General features: G+C 65.0%; 20 protein-coding genes. 9 read left to right on the forward strand and 11 right to left on the reverse strand.

Going from position 1 to position 18,425, the window contains the following annotated elements; all coding sequences use genetic code 11:
* Positions 1-163: 163 nt before the first annotated feature.
* The 4 genes from fabG to XH90_RS21255 all read right to left on the reverse strand — a co-directional run bounded on the left by fabG (position 164) and on the right by XH90_RS21255 (position 3,779).
* Positions 164-901: a 3-oxoacyl-[acyl-carrier-protein] reductase gene (fabG, locus tag XH90_RS21240; protein WP_194476291.1), complete on the reverse strand. Its 738-nt coding sequence runs from the start codon at positions 899-901 to the stop codon at positions 164-166.
* A 10-nt stretch (positions 902-911) separates the two neighbouring features.
* Positions 912-1,871, reverse strand: coding sequence for an ACP S-malonyltransferase (gene fabD, locus XH90_RS21245; RefSeq protein ID WP_194476292.1), 960 nt, complete (start codon positions 1,869-1,871; stop codon positions 912-914).
* A 174-nt stretch (positions 1,872-2,045) separates the two neighbouring features.
* Positions 2,046-3,071 (reverse strand): fatty acid desaturase family protein, encoded by a 1,026-nt coding sequence (locus XH90_RS21250; RefSeq protein ID WP_194476293.1) that lies wholly within the window; start codon positions 3,069-3,071, stop codon positions 2,046-2,048.
* 3 nt (positions 3,072-3,074) lie between these two features.
* Positions 3,075-3,779, reverse strand: coding sequence for a TetR/AcrR family transcriptional regulator C-terminal domain-containing protein (locus XH90_RS21255; protein WP_194476294.1), 705 nt, complete (start codon positions 3,777-3,779; stop codon positions 3,075-3,077).
* A gap of 345 nt (positions 3,780-4,124) precedes the next feature.
* Here XH90_RS21255 and rpsF point away from each other — a divergent pair, with 345 nt between their 5' ends.
* From rpsF to rplI, 4 genes are all read left to right on the forward strand, one after another.
* Positions 4,125-4,622, forward strand: coding sequence for a 30S ribosomal protein S6 (rpsF, locus tag XH90_RS21260; RefSeq protein ID WP_194476295.1), 498 nt, complete (start codon positions 4,125-4,127; stop codon positions 4,620-4,622).
* 5 nt (positions 4,623-4,627) lie between these two features.
* Positions 4,628-4,867, forward strand: a complete 240-nt coding sequence (gene rpsR, locus XH90_RS21265; protein WP_007592020.1) for a 30S ribosomal protein S18 — start codon at positions 4,628-4,630, stop codon at positions 4,865-4,867.
* A 128-nt stretch (positions 4,868-4,995) separates the two neighbouring features.
* Entirely contained in the window at positions 4,996-5,973 is a 978-nt protein-coding gene (locus XH90_RS21270) for a DUF2232 domain-containing protein (protein WP_194476296.1), read from the forward strand.
* 48 nt (positions 5,974-6,021) lie between these two features.
* On the forward strand, positions 6,022-6,621 hold the full coding sequence (rplI, locus tag XH90_RS21275; protein ID WP_194476297.1) for a 50S ribosomal protein L9: 600 nt from the start codon (positions 6,022-6,024) through the stop codon (positions 6,619-6,621).
* Between the two features lie 36 nt (positions 6,622-6,657).
* On the opposite strand, the gene XH90_RS21280 is transcribed toward rplI, so the two are convergent.
* The 3 genes from XH90_RS21280 to XH90_RS21290 form a co-directional block, all read right to left on the reverse strand.
* The gene (locus XH90_RS21280) at positions 6,658-7,119 is read right to left on the reverse strand and encodes a PaaI family thioesterase (RefSeq protein ID WP_194476298.1); all 462 of its coding nucleotides are present in this window, start codon (positions 7,117-7,119) and stop codon (positions 6,658-6,660) included.
* Positions 7,116-7,727, reverse strand: coding sequence for a TetR/AcrR family transcriptional regulator (locus tag XH90_RS21285; RefSeq protein ID WP_194476299.1), 612 nt, complete (start codon positions 7,725-7,727; stop codon positions 7,116-7,118). Before XH90_RS21285 ends, XH90_RS21280 begins: the two co-directional genes overlap by 4 nt.
* A 103-nt stretch (positions 7,728-7,830) precedes the next feature.
* On the reverse strand, positions 7,831-8,856 hold the full coding sequence (locus XH90_RS21290; protein ID WP_194476300.1) for a hypothetical protein: 1,026 nt from the start codon (positions 8,854-8,856) through the stop codon (positions 7,831-7,833).
* 272 nt (positions 8,857-9,128) lie between these two features.
* Here XH90_RS21290 and XH90_RS21295 point away from each other — a divergent pair, with 272 nt between their 5' ends.
* Positions 9,129-10,379 (forward strand): cyclopropane-fatty-acyl-phospholipid synthase family protein, encoded by a 1,251-nt coding sequence (locus XH90_RS21295; protein WP_194476301.1) that lies wholly within the window; start codon positions 9,129-9,131, stop codon positions 10,377-10,379.
* A 3-nt stretch (positions 10,380-10,382) separates the two neighbouring features.
* Here XH90_RS21295 and XH90_RS21300 read toward each other — a convergent pair whose 3' ends face one another.
* On the reverse strand, positions 10,383-10,589 hold the full coding sequence (locus XH90_RS21300) for a transcriptional regulator (protein WP_194476302.1): 207 nt from the start codon (positions 10,587-10,589) through the stop codon (positions 10,383-10,385).
* A gap of 546 nt (positions 10,590-11,135) precedes the next feature.
* Here XH90_RS21300 and XH90_RS21305 point away from each other — a divergent pair.
* Positions 11,136-12,647, forward strand: a complete 1,512-nt coding sequence (locus XH90_RS21305; protein WP_194476303.1) for a replicative DNA helicase — start codon at positions 11,136-11,138, stop codon at positions 12,645-12,647.
* A 64-nt stretch (positions 12,648-12,711) separates the two neighbouring features.
* The gene (gene alr / locus XH90_RS21310) at positions 12,712-13,983 is read left to right on the forward strand and encodes an alanine racemase (protein ID WP_194482756.1); all 1,272 of its coding nucleotides are present in this window, start codon (positions 12,712-12,714) and stop codon (positions 13,981-13,983) included.
* Positions 13,984-13,995: 12 nt separating this feature from the next.
* Here the strand turns inward: alr and XH90_RS21315 are convergent, their stop codons facing one another.
* Positions 13,996-14,214, reverse strand: a complete 219-nt coding sequence (locus XH90_RS21315; protein WP_194476304.1) for a cysteine rich repeat-containing protein — start codon at positions 14,212-14,214, stop codon at positions 13,996-13,998.
* Between the two features lie 40 nt (positions 14,215-14,254).
* Between XH90_RS21315 and XH90_RS21320 the strand changes: the two genes are divergently transcribed.
* Complete coding sequence (locus XH90_RS21320) at positions 14,255-15,028, forward strand: exodeoxyribonuclease III (protein WP_194476305.1); 774 nt, start codon at positions 14,255-14,257, stop codon at positions 15,026-15,028.
* On the opposite strand, the gene XH90_RS21325 is transcribed toward XH90_RS21320, so the two are convergent.
* Positions 15,029-15,397 carry a GFA family protein gene (locus XH90_RS21325; RefSeq protein ID WP_194476306.1) on the reverse strand — a complete coding sequence of 123 codons (369 nt, stop codon included), beginning with the start codon at positions 15,395-15,397 and terminating at the stop codon, positions 15,029-15,031. It abuts the gene before it with no gap.
* 248 nt (positions 15,398-15,645) lie between these two features.
* Between XH90_RS21325 and XH90_RS21330 the strand changes: the two genes are divergently transcribed.
* Positions 15,646-16,371, forward strand: a complete 726-nt coding sequence (locus XH90_RS21330) for a sulfite exporter TauE/SafE family protein (protein WP_194476307.1) — start codon at positions 15,646-15,648, stop codon at positions 16,369-16,371.
* A 3-nt stretch (positions 16,372-16,374) separates the two neighbouring features.
* Here XH90_RS21330 and XH90_RS21335 read toward each other — a convergent pair whose 3' ends face one another.
* Positions 16,375-18,411: a bifunctional diguanylate cyclase/phosphodiesterase gene (locus tag XH90_RS21335; RefSeq protein WP_246755544.1), complete on the reverse strand. Its 2,037-nt coding sequence runs from the start codon at positions 18,409-18,411 to the stop codon at positions 16,375-16,377.
* Positions 18,412-18,425: the final 14 nt, after the last annotated feature.

The raw sequence follows: 18,425 nt of genomic DNA on the forward strand, positions 1-18,425 counted from the left end.
GCCAATATACAGGGTTTCAAAAACCTGCAATGGCGTTCTTTGCCCATCCGTTGAAGGTCCGGTTATCATACTTCAACTGCCTTGACTACAAGCCTCATTTCGCTCTGGAAACGGCCGTTTGCCGCATCCCGCCCCGCCCATGTGGGCAATGCGGAACGCCGCGTCAGATCATGGCCATGCCGCCGTTGACGTGGATGGTTTGGCCGGTCACGTAGGCCGCTTCGTTCGAACTGAGGTAGACGGCGGCGGCCGCGATGTCCTCGGGCGTGCCCAGGCGGTTGGCCGGAACCTTGCTCAAAATCGTCTCGCGCTGCTTGTCGTTGAGCGCATCGGTCATCGGCGTCTTGATGAAGCCGGGCGCAATGCAATTCGCGGTGACGCCGCGCTTGGCGTATTCGGCGCCCAGCGTCTTGATCATGCCGATCAGCCCGGCCTTCGACGCGGTGTAATTGCCCTGCCCGGGATTCCCTGTCACGCCGACCACCGAGGTAATGGCGATGATGCGGCCGAAGCGCTTGCGCATCATTAATTTGGTGGCGGCGCGCGCCAGGCGGAAGGTCGCCGTCAGGTTGACGTTGATGACCTCGTCCCAGTCCTCGTCGCGCAGCTGAACGAACAGGTTGTCCCGCGTAATGCCGGCGTTCGCGACGAGAATGTCGACCTGGCCCATCGCAGCTTCCGCGGCGGGAACAAGCGCCTCGACTTCATCGGCCTTGGAGAGGTTGCAGGGCAGCACATGGGTACGCTCGCCGAGCTTGCCGGCGAGCTCATCCAGCACTTCCTTGCGCGTTCCGGAGATCGCGACGGTGGCGCCTTGCGCATGCAGCGCCTGCGCGATCGCGCCGCCGATGCCGCCGGTCGCGCCGGTGACGAGCGCCTTTTTGCCAGTCAGATCGAACATCGATAGCTCCTCAACCCTGCTTCGCCGCAGCCAAGGCGTCTTTGGCAGCGGCAATATCGTTCGGTCCGCCGACGGCAACGCCGACGGCGCCGTCGGCGATGCGCTTGACGAGGCCCGTCAACACCTTGCCCGCCCCGATCTCGAAGAAACGGGTGACGCCCTGGCCCGCCATGTAGGCAACCGACTCGCGCCAGCGCACCGTCCCGGTGACCTGCTCAACAAGGCGGCGGCGGATTTCGTCGGGATCGGTGATGGCGCTTGCCAGCACGTTGGAGACCAGCGGCGCTGCCGGCGCCTTGATCGTGACCTTGGACAGCGCTTCCGCCATCGCGTCGGCCGCCGGCTGCATCAGCTGGCAATGGAACGGGGCGGATACCGGCAGCAGCATCGCGCGCTTGGCGCCCTTGGTCTTGGCGATCTCGACGGCGCGATCCACCGCCGCCTTGTCGCCGGAGACGACCACCTGCCCGCCGCCGTTATCATTGGCAGCCTGGCAGACCTGGCCCTGCGCGGCCTCCTTGGCGACCTCCATGGCCGCCTCGTAATCGAGGCCGAGCAGCGCAGCCATGGCGCCGGCTCCAACCGGCACGGCCTTTTGCATTGCGAGACCGCGGGTACGAAGCAGCCGCGCGGTGTCCGAAATCGTCAGACTGCCGGCCGCTGCCAGCGCCGAATATTCGCCGAGCGAGTGACCGGCGACGAAGGCGGCATCCCGCCCCACGGAAAATCCGGCTTCAGCCTCAAGCACCCGCAGAGTGGCCACGGACACTGCCATCAGGGCCGGCTGGGCGTTTTCAGTGAGCTGAAGGGTTTCGGCCGGACCGTCCCAGATCGTGGCCGTCAGCTTCTCTCCAAGTGCGGCATCGACCTCGTCGAACACTGCGCGAGCCGCCGGAAAAGCGTCGGCGAGGGCCTTGCCCATACCGACTGCCTGGGAACCTTGTCCTGGAAATGTGAATGCTGCCGTCATCGGCGCTCCCTGGATCGCTCGAGTCGTGTGCTTCGAGAACCCGGCAGCCGATGACGTCCGGCCCGAGCCTTGGTTCTCGACCATGCTCCGAAAGGGGCCGTAGACACTGTCCGGGGCCGGAATGTCAAGCCAAGATAGGAACTTCGGCCTGCATTCACCTGGGGATGCGGCCCCCTAAAATCCACCATTGGTCTGGTTGGCATCGACCGCCGCCCCCGCATGCGCGCGGCGCGCGCTGTTCACGAGTTGGCCCGGGCGGTCGTCACGATCGGGCTTTGTGGTCGCAAGCCGCAGCACCGCCGCGTAGCCCGGCTGCACCTCCATCCGGCCGGCATGCCGGCTCGCGCTGAGCAGACGATGCACCTTCGGCAGATTGTAGCAAGGCACGTAGAACAGCAGATGATGTTCGAGGTGATAGTTCACGTAGTACGGCGCGATGAACAGACGCTCGAGGACATTGGCGTGCGTGGTGCGCGTGTTGCGCAAGGGATCGCTGCTGTCAGGCACGACAGCATGCTCGGCTATGTTGCGGATGCGAGTAATGACCATCATCCAGGTGAGCAGCGGCACCAGCCAGAGCAACGGGTACGCCCACCACACGCCGGCCGCCGCGAGACCGGCAAACATCGCGGCGTTGAGGAGGCATTGCGGACCGAGCTTCTCCCAGAAATGGGCGGCGCGCTGACGCCACGGCCGGTCCTTCGGTCCGAGCGCGTTGAGGAGTTGCGCCCTGCGCTGCTGGTAGCCGGTCTGCCCGGTAATGTCGCGGATGAACTTGCGGCGGTAGCTCAGCTTCGTGATTGGAAATGGTGCCGACAGCACCAGATCAGGATCATCCTCCTGCTGCGTGCGCGCATGGTGCTGCAGATGATAGCGCCGATAGCTGCGCGTCTCGGCAAACAAAGGATAGGCGCAGAGCCACTGGCTCAGGGCCAGATTGGTCTTCTCGTCAGCGGACAGACACCCATGCGCGCCGTCATGCATGAGAATTGCGAGCCCAAGCTGGCGCGAGCCAATGATGGCAACCGCAAGAACATAGGTAATCGGATTGGGCCACCACGCGACCAGCACGATCGCACCAATGATGAGCGCCCAGGCGTGCGCGATCATCGCGACGCCCTTCCAGGTCACGCGTTGGCGCACATCGGCGAGTTGATCGTCGGTCAGGAAATCGCGGGCACGCATGCGAAGCGCGGTCATGGCCTACCCCTCTCCGTCCGAATGGCTTAATCCATCATTTTCATCGACGAGACGCAGCCGCGCGGTGTCGCCAGTAGACTTCGCCTGCTCGCCGAGCACGCGCAGCATCTCGGCACACAGCGCCTCTGGCGAGCGACCCATGGCGTAGCCTTCGAGAATGACGCCGATAGCGACGGCCCAGAACCGCCGCGAGCTTTCGTCGGGCGCGCGCAGCGAGCGCCAGCCATGGCGCGCCACCTGGCCCGCATAGGCGCGCGCGCCTTCAGCGTGCAGGCGCTCAATCGTGCGCTCGACCAGCGGCGCCAGATCCTGGCGACGCCGCGTCAGCGTCAATGCCTCGGCGAAGAATGCGATCGAATCGCCGGCGGTCACGGTCTCGGCCAGCGCGCGGGTGTACTCCCGTGGCGTGCGCGCCTTCAGCGCCGCCTGCTCGGTCGCACGGCCCAGATAGAGGAGATCGCGGCAGGCACATTCGACGAACAGCGCCTCCTTGGTGCGGAAGTAATAGGTGATCTGGCTCGGGAACGCGTTCGCGGCGGCCGCGATCTCGGTGATCGCAGTGCCCGGCAGCCCCCGCTCCCGAAACAGCGGGCTCGCTGCGTCCAGCAGCAGGGAGCGCATCTTGCGCCCGGCCGAACGCGTCGCCCGCGCGGCATGTTTGGGGTCGCCTGCCGCCTCAAACGGCTCCTGGGCCGGCTTTTCCGCCACTGGGTCCTCTCCTTCATTTATTTGTATGACATACAAACAAATAGATCAAGCCGGATTGTGGTATGGGAGGATCGGTCCCCGCCCCCGGCGCCGCAACGATCCGGGCCGAAACCACGGCCCCAAACCTTGCAAACCCGTCCAAAATCCGTATAACGCGCGCATCCGCAGACCCCGGCCGGGAGCTGAACGGACGGTCTCAGCAAATCCTCAGTGATTTTGGTGTGGCAGGGCCAGTCGGCCCGTCGTCCCGTGTTTCCGCCTTCTGAGCTTGATCCCAGAGTCCTTTCCGAAGGTCTCTTAAGGGCTTGACGCCGGGCAATGCGCCAACACGAGGAAAGGACGACAATGGCTCTCTATGAGCATGTTTTTCTCGCGCGCCAGGACGCGAGCACGCAGCAGGTCGAAGAGCTGACTGCGCAGATGACCGGCATCGTCGAGAGTCTCGGCGGCAAGGTCACCAAGACCGAGAATTGGGGCGTTCGCTCCCTCACCTACCGCATGAACAAGAACCGCAAGGCGCACTTCGTGCTGCTCAACATCGACGCGCCGTCCGCGGCGATCGCCGAGATCGAGCGCCAGGAGCGCATCAGCGAAGACGTGATCCGCTATCTCAGCGTCCGCGTCGAGGAGCTCGAGGAAGGTCCGTCCGCGATGATGCGCAAGGCTGACCGCGATCGCGAGCGTGACGACCGCGGTGGCGGTTTCCGCGGTGAGCGCGAAGGCGGTTTCCGCGGCGACCGTGAAGGCGGTTTCCGTGGTGGCGATCGTGACGGTGGTGGCTTCCGCGGCGATCGCGGCCCGCGCCGTCCGCGCGACGAAGCTGAAACGACGGATGGGGAGTAAGAACAATGGCTGAAGCTGGTGCACGCCGCCCGTTTTTCCGTCGCCGCAAGAGCTGCCCGTTCACGGGAGCCAATGCGCCGAAGATCGACTACAAGGACTCCAAGCTGCTGATGCGTTACGTCTCCGAGCGCGGCAAGATCGTGCCGAGCCGCATCACCGCGGTGTCCGCGAAGAAGCAGCGTGAACTCGCCCGCGCCATCAAGCGCGCGCGGTTCCTGGGCCTGCTGCCCTACGTCATTCGCTAAGACGAATCCGGCCGGCGGCATTCAGGCCGCCGGTCGCGACTTTCTGAACTCATAAGGCTTCCGGGTCGTCCGGTCGCCGATGGTTGGGGCGAAGCGCCTCTAACCGCTCGAAGGGAGCGGGACAGCTGATGATGGTATTTGGACTGATAGCCCTGATCGCCGGCGCTGCGTCGGCCCTGATGTTCGCCTCGATCGTGTCGGGCGCGCTGATCTCGCTCGTCCTGTTCTATCTCGCGCCGCTGCCGCTGATGGTCGCCGCGATCGGCTGGGGGCCGCTCTACGCTAGCCTGGGCGGTATCGCCGCCGCGATCGGCCTCGGCGCCATCTTTGGCCTGCCCTATTGCCTCGCCTTTGCCGTCACCGTCGCACTGCCGGCCTGGTGGCTGGGCCATCTTGTCTTGCTCGGTCGGCACGTCGAGAACACGACGTCTGCCACGGCGGTCGCTGCGCCGGCCGAACCCGACATCGAATGGTATCCCGTCGGCCGCATCCTGTTGTGGATCGCCGGCTTTGCCGCGCTGACCACGATCGCCGCCCTCCTCACGCTCGGTAGCGACGCCGAGACCATCACGGGAACGCTGCGGCGTGGCCTGATGCGTATCCTGCGTGCCGCCGATCCGCAGGCGTCCGGCGAAGCCGACCAGTTTATCGACGCATTGATCCACATCGCTCCGGCTGCTGCCGCCATCGTCTCGATGATGACGCTCACGCTCAATCTTTGGCTCAGCGCCAAAGTGACGGCGACATCGGGCCGGCTGCGGCGCCCATGGCCGGATCTGAAGACGGCCCAACTGCCGGCGATGACGCTAGCGGTGCTCTGCATCGCACTCGCCTTCTGCTTCACCAGTGGCTTGCTCGCGATCGTCGCGCAGATCGCCACGGCGGCGTTGATGATGGCTTACGCGCTGACCGGATTCGCCGTGCTGCATACGCTGACGCTCGCGCTGAAGAGCCGCGCCTTCTGGCTTAGCTCGACCTATGCTGTCGTCCTGGTCTTCGGCTGGCCTGTCATCGCGATGGTGATCCTTGGGCTCGCTGACGCCGTGTTCGGCGTCCGCGAGCGCTTCTTGCGCAATCGGCAACCGCCGCCATTGCCGACATCTTGAGTTCAACCCGAAACCTGAAAACCCAAAGCACTTCAAAGGAGAACGAATATGGAAGTCATTTTGCTGGAACGCGTGAGCAAGCTCGGCCAGATGGGCGAAGTCGTGAAGGTTCGCGACGGCTACGCCCGCAATTTCCTGCTCAAGCGCGGCAAGGCGCTGCGCGCCACCGCGGACAACCGCGCCAAGTACGACGGCATGAAGGCCGACCTCGAAGCTCGCAACCTTGCCTCGAAGGGCGAGGCGTCCAAGGTCGCCGAGAAGATCGAGGGCAAGAACATCATCGTGATCCGTCAGGCTTCTGAAGCCGGCCAGCTGTTCGGTTCGGTCACGGTGCGCGACGTGGTTGCCGCCTTCGAGGCCGACGGCGTTTCGCTGGCTCGTCCGCAGGTTCAGCTCGACGCGCCGATCAAGACCATTGGCAAGCACTCGATCACCGTCGCCGTCCACCCCGAGGTCGAGGTCGAGGTCACCGTCACCGTTGCGCGCAGCCAGGACGAGGCCGAGCGCATCAACCGCGGCGAGGACATCTCGACCCGCAACGAGGACCGCGACGCGGCCGCCGAGGCGATCGCCGCCGCCGGCGAGTTCTTCGATCCGGAAGCCCAGCACGACGACGTCGAGCCGGCTCCGGCTGTGGAAGAGAAGTAAGCCTCGCGCTCAGGCGCAACGCGAAGCCCGGCTGCCTCAGGCAGCCGGGTTTTTCGTTTTCGCACCCACATCCTCGCTCAGCATCGCGATCGAGGCGAGCGCCGTCGCCGTATGTTTCTCGACGCCGTCGTTGACGCAGAACACGTCGGCCGCGACCACGGAAACCTGGCGGCCCGGCTTGATCACCCTCGCCCGGCAAATCAGTTTGTCGCCGACCGCGGGCGACAGCAGATTGAGCTTGTACTCTGCCGTCAGCGCCGGCTGGCCGCGCGAGGTCGCCGCCGCGATGGTCGTGGCGTTGTCGACCAGGAAAGCGGTGACCCCGCCATGGAAGAAGCCGTGCTGCTGCAGCAACTCCGGCCGGCGCTCGACCGCAATCGTGCAGCTGCCCCGCGATATCTCCGACAGCTCCGCGCCGACCAGGTTCATGAAACCCTGGCGGCCGACATTGGCGTGGATTCGTTCGGCGATCTGGGCGAAATCGGGATCGTTGCTCATGACGCACCTCTTTCCTGCTTGTCGACGCGTCCGGGCGGAACCAGCGCGCGGGTGGCGCAAGCGATCAGCGTATCCGCCTCGCCGCGTGGATCGGCGCGGTCGCGTCCGGAGAGAAAGGCGCGGCAGTAGATCTGCGCTGGGCCGATCAGCTGGCTGACGAACATCACCGGTGTCATCGGCCAAAGCTCGCCGCGCGCAACGAGCGGCGCGCGCCAGCGTTCGACGCCTTCGGCGAGCCGCGCATTCTGCGCGCGCTGAGCATCGCGAACATCGTCACCCCACTCATTGCGCGAGATCTCGAAGAGATAACGCGCCTCGCGGCGGCTCAGCACGACCCAGTCGAGATGGGCGCGGATCAGGCCGCCGATCCCCTGCTCCGCATCCAGCGCCGGATCGAGCGCGGCCAGCATTGCGGCGTGATAGTGCCGCAGCACCTCCAGGAATAGCGCGCCCGCAAGCTCCCTCTTCGAGCCGAACACATGGAAGAAGCTGCCATTGGAAGCACGCGCCTTGGCGCGGATCGCGGCCACCGTCGCGCCCTCGAAGCCCAACCGGTCGAACACCGCAAGCCCTGCCACCAACAGATCGTCGCGCATGCCAGATGACATGGATCTCTCCTAGAGTATTACTCTAGAGTAATACTCTAAAATTGGTCAAGACGAGAGAAGGCCGCGCAGGGCGCGGCCTCCAGAGATCGACGAGATGATCTGCCTATCGCGAGATCGGCGGCGCCGGCGGGCCGGAGGACTCGGCGGCTGCAGGTGATGGCGCAGCGACGGGCGCCGACGGCGCGGGCTCAGCGGGCTTGGTCGCCGGCTCGGCGCTGGGCGCGGGCTCGGCTGGTTTGGAGACGGCTGCTTCCGCGGGCTTGGGCGCAGCAGGTTCAGCCGGCTTCGCGACCGCCGGCATGGCTGGTGTCACCTGAGGCACCGGATCGGGGCGCAGCGCCGGCGTCTCGCTGGCGCTCGGCTCGGCCTTGGCGCTCTCCGGCTTGGCCTCTGCAGGCTTCTCGGCAGGCTTGGAGCTGTCTGATTTGCCGCTGTCGGGCTTGGACTCGGAATCGACCTTGGCGCTCTCGCTCTTTGGTTCAGCCTTCGATTCGGCCTTGGGCTCGGTCTTCGGTTCAGTCCTGGACTCGACCTTCGGCGCAGCGGTCTCGTCTGTCTCCGGCTTGCCACGCTTGCTTATGCGCTTGCCCTTGCGGCCCTCGGGCAGTTGTTCGGTGGTCGCCTCCGGCTTCGCACCTTCCTTCGCGCCTTCCTCGCTTGGTCGGGCCGCGCGCTTGTGACGGCCTTCAGCCGCAGGCGCTGAACCCTCGCCCTCGGGCCTCGCGGCCTCCTGTGAGCGCTGGCGGCGCCCCTGATGCTCCAGCGAATGTCCCGGAGGCGTGTTGGCCTCCTTGTCCTTGGCGCCGTCCTTCTTCTCCTTGCCGTCCTTCCCGTCCTTGGCCTGGTAACGGGTATCCGTGGCGCCGTTGGAGATCAGGTAGGAGGCCAGCACGCCAGCCATGTCCGGGCTGGTGGTGTAGTGCTGACGCAGGAAGCCCGGCAGCGAGCCCGGCGACACCGTCTTCAACAGTCCGCGCGGGCTCTTGTGGCAGGCGTTGCAGGTCTGCGCGAACAGCTGGGAAGGGGCCTTGCCGGCCTCGAGGTTCGTCGCCTGCGCCAGGACGGCATCGGTGGCGCCGAAGCCAATCAGAAACAGCACCGTGGCGAGGCTAAGCGCTCGGCTCGACATTCCCATCATCTCCATGAAATCCGACAGATACGGCCGGCATCCGGCGCGGCGGCGGTCACCTTTTAGCCGATTGCGCTGCGAATGGAAGCGCGCTCCACAAGCATGTGAACACGCGATTTTCGAATATCGGGTTTGAACACAACGCATTAGCGGGGCGGGAATTGGCCGCCTAGATTTACATGCGCACGCATTGGAACCAATATACTTCCCAGGTGTCGGTGTGACGGCCGGGTAGTCGCATCTTTTCGGGTTCGCTCGAGAGGTTGGTGCCTATGGACCGCTTGTTGCGTAAGTTCTTGTCCCAATTCATCCGCCGCGGGTCGTTGACGGTGACCTCGGCCGACGGATTGAAATTCAGCGTCGGTGACGGCTCCGGTCAGCCGGTCGAGGTCCGCTTCGTCACGGCCGACGCACAAAGGAAAGTTCTCGTCAATCCCGAGCTCGGGCTTGGCGAGGCGTTTATGAACGGCGAGTTCGTTGTCGAGCGCGGCAGCATCGCTGATGCCCTCGCAATCCTGCTCGATCAATCAGACCTGTTGCCGCACTGGGCAAAACCCTGGTGGCACCTGCGCTATCTCGTCCGCCACCTGAGGCAGTTCAACCCGCGGACGCGCTCGCGCAGCAATGTCGCACATCATTACGATCTCGATGCGCGGCTCTATTCGCTGTTTCTCGACGCGGACAAGCAATATAGCTGCGCCTATTTCGAGACGCCGGACGCCACGCTCGACGACGCGCAGATGGCCAAGAAACGGCACGTCACCGCAAAACTGCGGGTCGACCGCGGCCAGAGCGTGCTCGACATCGGCTCGGGCTGGGGCGGGCTCGGCCTCTATCTCGCCGAGTTCGCAGGCGCCGACGTCACCGGCGTGACGCTATCGACGGAGCAGTTGCAGGTCGCCAACGCGCGTGCCGTTGAAAAGGGACTGACGCGACAGGCGCGCTTCCTGCTCCAGGATTACCGCGACATCGATGGCCCGTTCGACCGCATCGTCTCGGTGGGCATGTTCGAGCATGTCGGAGCCAGATTTTACGACACCTATTTCAAGCGCTGCGCCGAGCTGCTCAGCGACGACGGCGTCATGCTGCTGCATTCGATCGGCCGCTCCCAGGGGCCGGATTCGACCAATCCCTGGATCGCCAAATACATCTTCCCCGGCGGCTACATTCCCTCCCTCTCGGAGGTGCTGCCGTCGATCGAGGACGCCGGCCTGCTGGTCTGCGACATCGAGATCCTGCGCCTGCACTACGCCGAGACGTTGAAGGCATGGAGGGAACGCTTCATGGCGCGTCGCGAGGAGGCCGTGCAGCTCTATGACGAGCGCTTTGCGCTGATGTGGGAGTTTTATCTCGCCGCCTGCGAGATGACGTTCCGCAAGCAGGGCATGATGAACTTCCAAATTCAGCTCACCAAGCGCCAGGGCGTGGTCCCCATGACCCGCGACTATATCGCGCACGAGGAAGCCCGGTTGCGCGGCCTCGAAAGTGGCGCCAAGCCGAAGCTGAAGCTTGCTGGTGAATAGGGTCTAGTGGCGCAAGGTCGATATCTGGGAGGCGCGGTAAGACGCAGTTAACGCCAGTTGAGCCCTCAGTTCGACGACGACCTCGGGCGCGACCGGCTGACGCCGGATTTCGGGCCGCTCGGCATGCTGCATCGCGGCGATCAGCCCGGACAGCCAAAGCCGGCTGCCTGCCTCGCTTCGCCAATTCTGGAGCTGCCGTTCCGGCCGCATCGCTTGCCTCGTTCCCTGCCGGCGGGTCGTGGGAGACAATTCCCGGTCCGCCCGCCTGTTCCCTATCCTACCCCCGAAAGAATCCGGGGAGATGTGATCTGGTTCACATATCTCTCGACGGCCGTGCCGTAGACCGTCGACATGAGCAAAGAGACCCGAACCTCCTTCGACGTGCAGGACGACCTCCGCACCGATTACGCCCTGATCGCCACCGGCGTGGGCGCCGCGCTGGTTGCGCTGGTCTACCTCCTGCTGGTCTGAACCCGCCCCGGAAGCGCCAGCGCGCCATTTCGCGCGCCTTCAAATACGTCTGCACTCAATTCATTAGGTTCATCGTTTCCGGATTATTCCGTGGCGCGATCGCGGCCGCTTCCGGTCCGCCGTGAGTTTCGCGGAAATCCGTCAAGCGCGGCGCATGCTGCGGCAGCTAATCATCCACCGCTTTTAAGATCGGTTGATAGCGACGAGCTTTTGCTTCCGCTTTGGCTTGAGGCGGCGCTTTATCCCGGCCCCGCATCCGCCGCAGAAACTTGCTATCGCTCGACCATGGCCCCGACTGATTCGAACGTCCTCAAACTCGCGCCCGAGCCCGGAACCCCCGCGTATCGGAGCGCGCCACACAACATCGAGGCGGAACAGAGCCTTCTGGGCGCGATCCTGGTCAACAACGATGCTTTCTACCGCGTCTCCGACTTCCTGGAGCCGAAGCACTATTTCGAGCCGCTGCACCAGACGATCTACGAGACCGCCGGCAGCCTGATCCGGATGGGCAAGATCGCCACGCCCGTGACGCTGAAGACCTTCCTGCCCGCCGATACCGACGTCGGCGGCATGACCATCGGCCAATATCTGGCGCGGCTCGCGGCCGAGGCGACCACCATCATCAACGCCCAGGACTACGGTCGCACCATCTACGATCTCGCGCTGCGCCGCGATCTCATCGGCATCGGCGAGGACATGGTGAATGTCGCCTATGACGCGCCGGTCGACTTCGCGCCACGGGCGCAGATCGAGGACGCCGAGCGGCGCCTCTACGAACTCGCCGAGTCCGGCCGCTATGACGGCGGCTTCCAGAAATTCTCGCAGGCACTGGCGGTCGCGGTCGACCTCGCTGCAAAGGCATTCCAGCGCGACGGCAAGCTGTCGGGCATCTCGACGGGCATGCGCGACCTCGACACCAAAATGGGCGGCCTGCAACACTCCGACCTCATCATCGTCGCGGGCCGTCCCGGCATGGGCAAGACATCGCTTGCGACCAACATCGCCTACAATGTCGCACGAGCCTATGTTCCGGAGCTCCAGGCCGACGGCACCACGAAGGCCGCCAATGGCGGCGTGATCGGCTTCTTCTCCTGCGAAATGTCGGCCGACCAGCTCGCCACGCGTATCGTGGCCGAGCGCACCGGCGTTCCCTCCTCCCACATCCGGCGCGGCGGCATCTCGGAAGCCGATTTCGACAAGATCCGGGAGGTCTCGATCGAGCTGCAATCGCTGCCTTTTTATGTCGACGCGACCGGCGGCCTGTCGATCGCGCAGCTGATGGCGCGCGCGCGCCGGCTGAAGCGACAGAAGGGCCTCGACCTGCTCGTGATCGACTACATCCAGCTGTTGTCAGGCTCGGGCAAGCGCGCCAGTGACAGCCGCGTGCAGGAAATCACGGAGATCACGACCAGCCTGAAGGCGCTCGCCAAGGAGCTCAACGTTCCGGTCATCGCGCTGTCCCAGCTCTCGCGCCAGGTCGAATCCCGCGACGACAAACGGCCGCAGCTCTCCGACCTGCGTGAATCCGGATCGATCGAGCAGGACGCCGACGTCGTGCTGTTCGTGTATCGCGAGGAATATTACCTCGCGATGAAGGAGCCGCGCCCGGGCACGCCCGAACACGAGAAGTGGCAGCTTGACATGAGCCTTGCGCATGGCAAAGCCGAGGTCATCATCGGCAAGCAGCGCCACGGCCCGACCGGCACCGTCGATCTGGCGTTCGAAGCCTCGGTCACGCGGTTCGGCGACCTAGCGCCTGACAGTCAGCTGCCGGCTCGCAGCGGCAACGACTACTGAGTTCCTTGAGCCAGCAGAGTTCCTTGAACAGTATCTGCCTCTTGCGTAAAACGGCGCCATGACAATGGCGTCCGACCCGAACATGATCCCGCAATCCGGCCTTCTCTCCGCGGAGGCCAGTCAGGCTGCCGCGCTCGCTGCCTTCGGCGGCGTGCTCACCGTCGATCTCGACGCCATCATCGCCAACTGGCGCAAGCTCGAGAAGACCGCGGTGCCGGCCGAATGCTCGGCGGTGATCAAGGCCGACGCCTATGGCTGCGGCGCCGCGCAGGTCGCGCAGGCGCTGAACAAGGCCGGCTGCAAGACCTTCTTCGTCGCCACCATCGAGGAAGCGCGGACCGCGCGCGCGGCGGTGCCGGACGCTGCGATCTACGTACTCGGCGGCTATTTCCAGAATACCGGCGAGCACTACGCCAAGATCAACTGCCGTCCCGTGATCGGCGACCTCAACGAACTCGCCGAATGGGACGTGTTCTGCCGCCGCACCGGCTGGTCCGGCGGCGCGGCAATCCATATCGACACCGGCATGAACCGGCTCGGGCTGACGCTCCAGGAGGCGCAAGCCATCATCCCCCGCATCAATGCCGGCGATCACGGCATCACGCTGGTGATGAGCCATCTGGTCTCGGCCGAGCAGCTCAACAGTCCCGTCAACGCCAGGCAGCTGGCCGCCTTCCGCGCCATCGCCAGCGAGTTCGCCGGCGTGCCGGCGGCGCTCGCCAATTCCTCAGGTATCTTCCTCGGCGCGCCCTTCCAGTTCGACTTGGTGCGGCCGGGTGCCGCGCTCTACGGCGTCAATCCGACGCCGGAGGCCGACAATCCAATGCAGCCGGTGGTCGACCTCAAGGCGCGCATCGTGCAGATCCGCTCCATCGAGCGCGGTGAGACCGTCGGCTATGGCGGCACCTGGAGCGCACGGCGGCCGACCAAACTCGCGATCATCGCGGTCGGCTATGCCGACGGCTATTTCCGCGCCGCCAGCTCCAACGACGGCACGCGCGGCGCCGAGGTCATCGTCGCCGGCAAGCGCTGCCCGGTCGCGGGCCGCATCTCCATGGACCTGATCGCAATCGACATTACCGATCTTCCGCCCAACTCAGCGCGGCGCGGCCACATGGTGACGCTGCTCGGCGAAGGCATCACCGTCGACGAGCTCGCGCATCATTTCGGCACGATCGGCTACGAGGTGCTGACCAGCCTCGGACATCGCTACGCCCGCGTCTACAAGGGCGGCAATTTCGTCGAGCCGCTGGTGAAGCCGGAGCCCGCGGAGGCCGCCGAACAGCCCCCCTCCCCGCCACCGCTCGAGCAGAAGGCGGCTCCGCCGCCGAGCTGAGCGTCTCGCCGCTTACTTCTTCCGGCTGTCCAGCGCCGCCTTGCAGGTCGCGCTGAGCTGGTCGCGCTTGGCATTGAGGCAGGCGATGATCTTGCCGCCGCCCGGAGCGATGCCGGCGCAGAATTTGTCGTAATCCGCCTTGCACGCACCGCGCGGATCGGCCGATTGTGCCGAAGCGGTCCCGGAGAACCCGACGACGAGTGCGAGAACGGCAAAGCTCAACTTGGACATGGTATCTCCGGATACGAAAGGCGAGAGCCGGTAGCTCTACATGAAGATTGCGACATTCAACATCAACAACATCAATCGCCGCCTGCCCAATCTGCTCGCATGGTTGCGCGCGGCGAAGCCCGATGTCGTCGCGCTTCAGGAATTGAAGGTAAGTGATGGCGAATTTCCGGCGGCGGCGATCGAAAAAGCCGGCTATGGCGCGGTCTGGCGTGGACAGAAGACCTGGAACGGCGTTGCCATTCTCGCCCGCAACGCCGAGCCCATCCTGACGCGCGACCGGCTCCCGGGGCGGCCCGACGACCACGAGGCGCGCTACATCGAGGCTGCCGTGCGCGGCATCATCGTCACCAGCATCTACCTGCCGAACGGCAATCCGCAGCCGGGACCGAAATTCGACTACAAGCTCGACTGGTTTGCGCGGCTGAAACGCCACGCCAGGACCTTCCTCAAGCAGGATCTGCCCGTCGTGCTGGCGGGCGACTACAACGTCGCGCCTGATGAGATCGACATCTATCCGACGCGCTCATGGGACAAGGACGCGCTGATCCAGCCGAAGAGCCGCGCGGCGTTCGCCTCGCTCGTCGAACAAGGCTGGTGCGATGCGATCCGCGAACTGCACGGCGAGGAGCGCATCTACACCTTCTGGGACTACAAGCGGAACCGCTGGCCGCGCGACGCGGGCCTCAGGCTCGACCACCTGCTGCTGAGCCCTGCGCTCGTCTCGCGCCTGTCCAGGGCCGGCGTCGACAAGAAGATTCGCGGCGAAGAGGGCGCGAGCGATCATGCGCCGGCGTGGGTGGTGCTGAGGCGATAGTCACCACAAATTCTTGCCATCGATCATGTTGACCGGCACGGCGTCCAGATCGAAATCGTCGAACAGGCGCGCGTTCACCGCGACCTTGGGATTGTCGAAATCAGGCTTGCCGGTCGACCAATCCGGCGACTCCGAATAGGTGCCGCAGCCGCAATTCGCGCAGTAATGATGCTTGACGGTGCGGCTCCCCCAGAGATAGGTCGCGACGCTGTCGGCGGGCGACAGCAGGCGAAATTGCGCTGGCGCATAATAGGCCCAGAGCGCGCCGCGCTTGGCGCAGAGCGAGCAGGTGCAGCGCGTCACGCTCTCTGGTGCCTCGGTCACCTCGAACACCGTCTCACCGCAATGACAGCTTGCCTCGACCGGCATGATCCGCTCTCCGTTTTGTCAGGAGATGGTCGTAGCCCGCCCCTGCTGCCAACATGCTGTCAGCAGCCTGCTTCCGATGGAGCGCGCCCCAGCGAGCGGGCCATCTGGGCAAAACTTGAAAACAACCCCATGCACAGTAGCCAGCCCCCGCTCGATCCACGCTTTACGCGGATCAAGCAAAGAGCCGTTTGACACGTCGGGCAAAACAGCTGCACCATGCCACCCTTGGAAAATTGCGCCCTGTTCCCTTGGCCTTCCTTTTTGTCCTCAGCGTCGGCCTGATCGCAGGCACCATTTCCGGCATCGTCGGCACGGGCTCGTCGATCATGCTGATGCCGGTCCTGGTCTATGCCTATGGACCGAAGGAGGCCGTGCCGATCATGGCGGTCGCGTCCGTCATGGCGAATTTTTCGCGGATTCTGGCGTGGTGGCGCGAGGTCGACTGGCGGGCCTGCGTGGCCTATTCGGTCACGGGCATTCCGGCCGCGGCGCTGGGCGCCCGGACGCTGCTCGCCCTGCCCTCGCACGCTGTCGATCTCGCCATCGGCATCTTCCTGATCGCGATGGTACCGGTCCGGCACTGGCTGGCGCGGCATGACCTCAAGGCCAATCTCTGGCATCTTGCGATCGGCGGCGCGATCATCGGCTATCTCACCGGCATCGTGGTCTCGACCGGGCCGCTCAGCGTGCCGCTGTTCCTGTTCTACGGCCTCTCCAGGGGCGCCTTTCTCGCGACCGAAGCCGCCGCCTCGCTCGGCCTCTACTTCGCCAAATCAGTGACGTTCGAGCGCTTTGGCGCGCTGACACTGGAAGTCTTCGTCAAGGGCTTGATCGCAGGCTCCTCGCTGATGTCGGGCGCTTTCGTCGCCAAGCGCTTCGTGTTGCACCTGAAGCCGGAGATGTTCCGCCAGGTGATGGATGCGATCATGATCGCGGCCGGGCTCTCGATGCTGTGGAACGCGACGCAGCCTTAGCGCTCAGGCAGCGAATTCCGGTGCGATCGACGGACTGTCGGCCAGCACGCGATCTTCGCCTCCGCCGGCCCTCGCGAGCCCGCGCAGCACGGCATGAAGCGGCTGCGGCTTGTGATAGAGAAAGCCCTGGCCGAGCCTCACGCCCATCTCGCGCATCGCCTGCGCCTGCTCGGCGCGCTCGATGCCTTCCGCGACCAGAGTGAGCTCCAGCGTACCCGCGAGCGAAGCGATGACGCCGACGATCGCCTTGTCCTCGGCGCTTGCAGGGATTTCGCGAATGAACGCCTTGTCGATCTTGACCTTGTCGAGCGGAAAGCGCCTGAGATGCGCCAGCGAGCTGTAGCCCGTGCCGAAATCGTCGAGCGCGATGGTCGCCCCTAGGCGCCGCAACCGGCGCAGCGTGTCGGATGCGCTGGCGATGTTGTTGATCAGCGAGCCCTCCGTGATCTCGAGCTCGAGCAATGCGGGCGCGACGCCGAAGCGCTCGCAGGTCTCCCGCAGTTCGGCCGCGAGAGAGTGATCGGCGAGCTCGGACGGCGGCAGATTGATCGCGATCCTGATCTGCGGCCGGCCGGCAGCGGCCAGTTGTTGCAGCGCGCGGCAGGCGTCGGTCAGCACGTAGCGAGTCAGACGTGCGTTGCTGCCGCTGCGCTCGATCAGCGGCAGGAATTCGCCAGGGCTGATCACGCCGTGTTCGGGATGACGCCAGCGAATGAGCGCCTCGAGGCCAACGACGTCCTGGGTCACCAGATCGACCTGGCTCTGATACCAGACCTCGAACTGGCCCTCGGAGAAACCTGTAGGAATGGCGAGCTCCAGGTCTCTGCGGCGGCGATAGTCGCGCTGGAGCGCTTCGTCCAGCACGGCAACGGTGCCGGGCGCCTTGCTCTTGGCATGATAGAGCGCGATGTCGGCCAGCGCCGGCAAGTGGGACAGTTCAGGATCGCCGGCACGGCGCACCGCAAGGCCGATGCTGGCGCGTGGCACGACCTGCTTGTCATGCAGCAGGATCGGCGCCGAAATCGCCTCCAGCAATTGCCGTGCAAAGGTCCGCGCGGCCGCTTCATTGCTGACCTCAGGGCGAATGACCACGAACTCGTCGCCACCGAGCCGCGCGACCCAATCCTGCGGTTCGACCGTGTTACGAAGCCGCTCAGAGATGTGGACCAGGAATCTGTCGCCGGCATCGTGACCGAAGGTGTCGTTGATACCCTTGAAGTCGTCGAGATCGATGAAATTGAAAGCGATCAGCGCGTCAGGCGAACCGGCATTCCTGCTCAAGGTCACGAGACGCTCGGACAGCGAACGGCGGTTGGGCAGCCCCGTAAGCGGATCGTGCGAGGCCATGTGGCCGAGCCGGTCGAGCGCGCCCGACGTCGTGTGTTGCATCGCATTGAAGGCGTTCGCGAGCTGGCCGAATTCGTTCGACGATTTGACGTCCGCCGGATAGGCGCGGCCGTCCTGCTTGCTTCGCTGGATCGCCGACATCATCGCGGCCAACGGCTTGCCGATGAAGATGTTGGCGGAGATCCGCATCGCGATCACGGTCGCAAGCGTCCCGAGCAAGCCGACGACGAGAAGCAGCCCCAGCCTGCTGCCGGCGCCGACATAGAGCGAGGCGGAAGAATAGGCGATCACGATGCGGCCGGCCTGAACGGCGATGTTGCCGTTGCGGTAGGCGATCGGACGCGAGACCTCGGTGAGAGCCTGAGCCGTCGGCCGCGCCACCACGCGGGCGATCGCGACGCCCGTATCGTCGTAGACGGCGGCGGCTGCGATGGTCTCGTCGTGCATGATCTCGTTGAGCACGCTCGTGACCTGGTCGTAGCGCATTTTCCAGAGCGGCTCGGCAATCAGTTCGGCGCGACTCTCGGCGACACGGGCGATGCGGGCATCGAGCTGCTTGATCTGAGACCAGAAGCTCGAGACCTCGACGCCGGCGGAAGCAAGCAGTTGTACCAGCAGCAGCACGGGCACGGTGGCCCAGATCATGGCGCGGACAACCGAGCGCGATGGCGTCGGCTTCGTCGAATCGTTCATCTCGTCAGCGCCCG

The sequence above is a fragment of the Bradyrhizobium sp. CCBAU 53338 genome (assembly GCF_015291665.1).
Classification (GTDB): domain Bacteria; phylum Pseudomonadota; class Alphaproteobacteria; order Rhizobiales; family Xanthobacteraceae; genus Bradyrhizobium.

Coding starts and splice junctions, on each gene's coding strand:
- fabG (WP_194476291.1), bottom strand. CDS start 901: ATGTTCGATCTGACTGGCAAAAAGGCGCTCGTCACCGGCGCGACCGGC.
- fabD (WP_194476292.1), bottom strand. CDS start 1,871: ATGACGGCAGCATTCACATTTCCAGGACAAGGTTCCCAGGCAGTCGGT.
- XH90_RS21250 (WP_194476293.1), bottom strand. CDS start 3,071: ATGACCGCGCTTCGCATGCGTGCCCGCGATTTCCTGACCGACGATCAA.
- rpsF (WP_194476295.1), top strand. CDS start 4,125: ATGGCTCTCTATGAGCATGTTTTTCTCGCGCGCCAGGACGCGAGCACG.
- rpsR (WP_007592020.1), top strand. CDS start 4,628: ATGGCTGAAGCTGGTGCACGCCGCCCGTTTTTCCGTCGCCGCAAGAGC.
- XH90_RS21270 (WP_194476296.1), top strand. CDS start 4,996: ATGATGGTATTTGGACTGATAGCCCTGATCGCCGGCGCTGCGTCGGCC.
- rplI (WP_194476297.1), top strand. CDS start 6,022: ATGGAAGTCATTTTGCTGGAACGCGTGAGCAAGCTCGGCCAGATGGGC.
- XH90_RS21280 (WP_194476298.1), bottom strand. CDS start 7,119: ATGAGCAACGATCCCGATTTCGCCCAGATCGCCGAACGAATCCACGCC.
- XH90_RS21285 (WP_194476299.1), bottom strand. CDS start 7,727: ATGTCATCTGGCATGCGCGACGATCTGTTGGTGGCAGGGCTTGCGGTG.
- XH90_RS21290 (WP_194476300.1), bottom strand. CDS start 8,856: ATGTCGAGCCGAGCGCTTAGCCTCGCCACGGTGCTGTTTCTGATTGGC.
- XH90_RS21295 (WP_194476301.1), top strand. CDS start 9,129: ATGGACCGCTTGTTGCGTAAGTTCTTGTCCCAATTCATCCGCCGCGGG.
- XH90_RS21300 (WP_194476302.1), bottom strand. CDS start 10,589: ATGCGGCCGGAACGGCAGCTCCAGAATTGGCGAAGCGAGGCAGGCAGC.
- XH90_RS21305 (WP_194476303.1), top strand. CDS start 11,136: ATGGCCCCGACTGATTCGAACGTCCTCAAACTCGCGCCCGAGCCCGGA.
- alr (WP_194482756.1), top strand. CDS start 12,712: ATGGCGTCCGACCCGAACATGATCCCGCAATCCGGCCTTCTCTCCGCG.
- XH90_RS21315 (WP_194476304.1), bottom strand. CDS start 14,214: ATGTCCAAGTTGAGCTTTGCCGTTCTCGCACTCGTCGTCGGGTTCTCC.
- XH90_RS21320 (WP_194476305.1), top strand. CDS start 14,255: ATGAAGATTGCGACATTCAACATCAACAACATCAATCGCCGCCTGCCC.
- XH90_RS21325 (WP_194476306.1), bottom strand. CDS start 15,397: ATGCCGGTCGAGGCAAGCTGTCATTGCGGTGAGACGGTGTTCGAGGTG.
- XH90_RS21335 (WP_246755544.1), bottom strand. CDS start 18,411: ATGAACGATTCGACGAAGCCGACGCCATCGCGCTCGGTTGTCCGCGCC.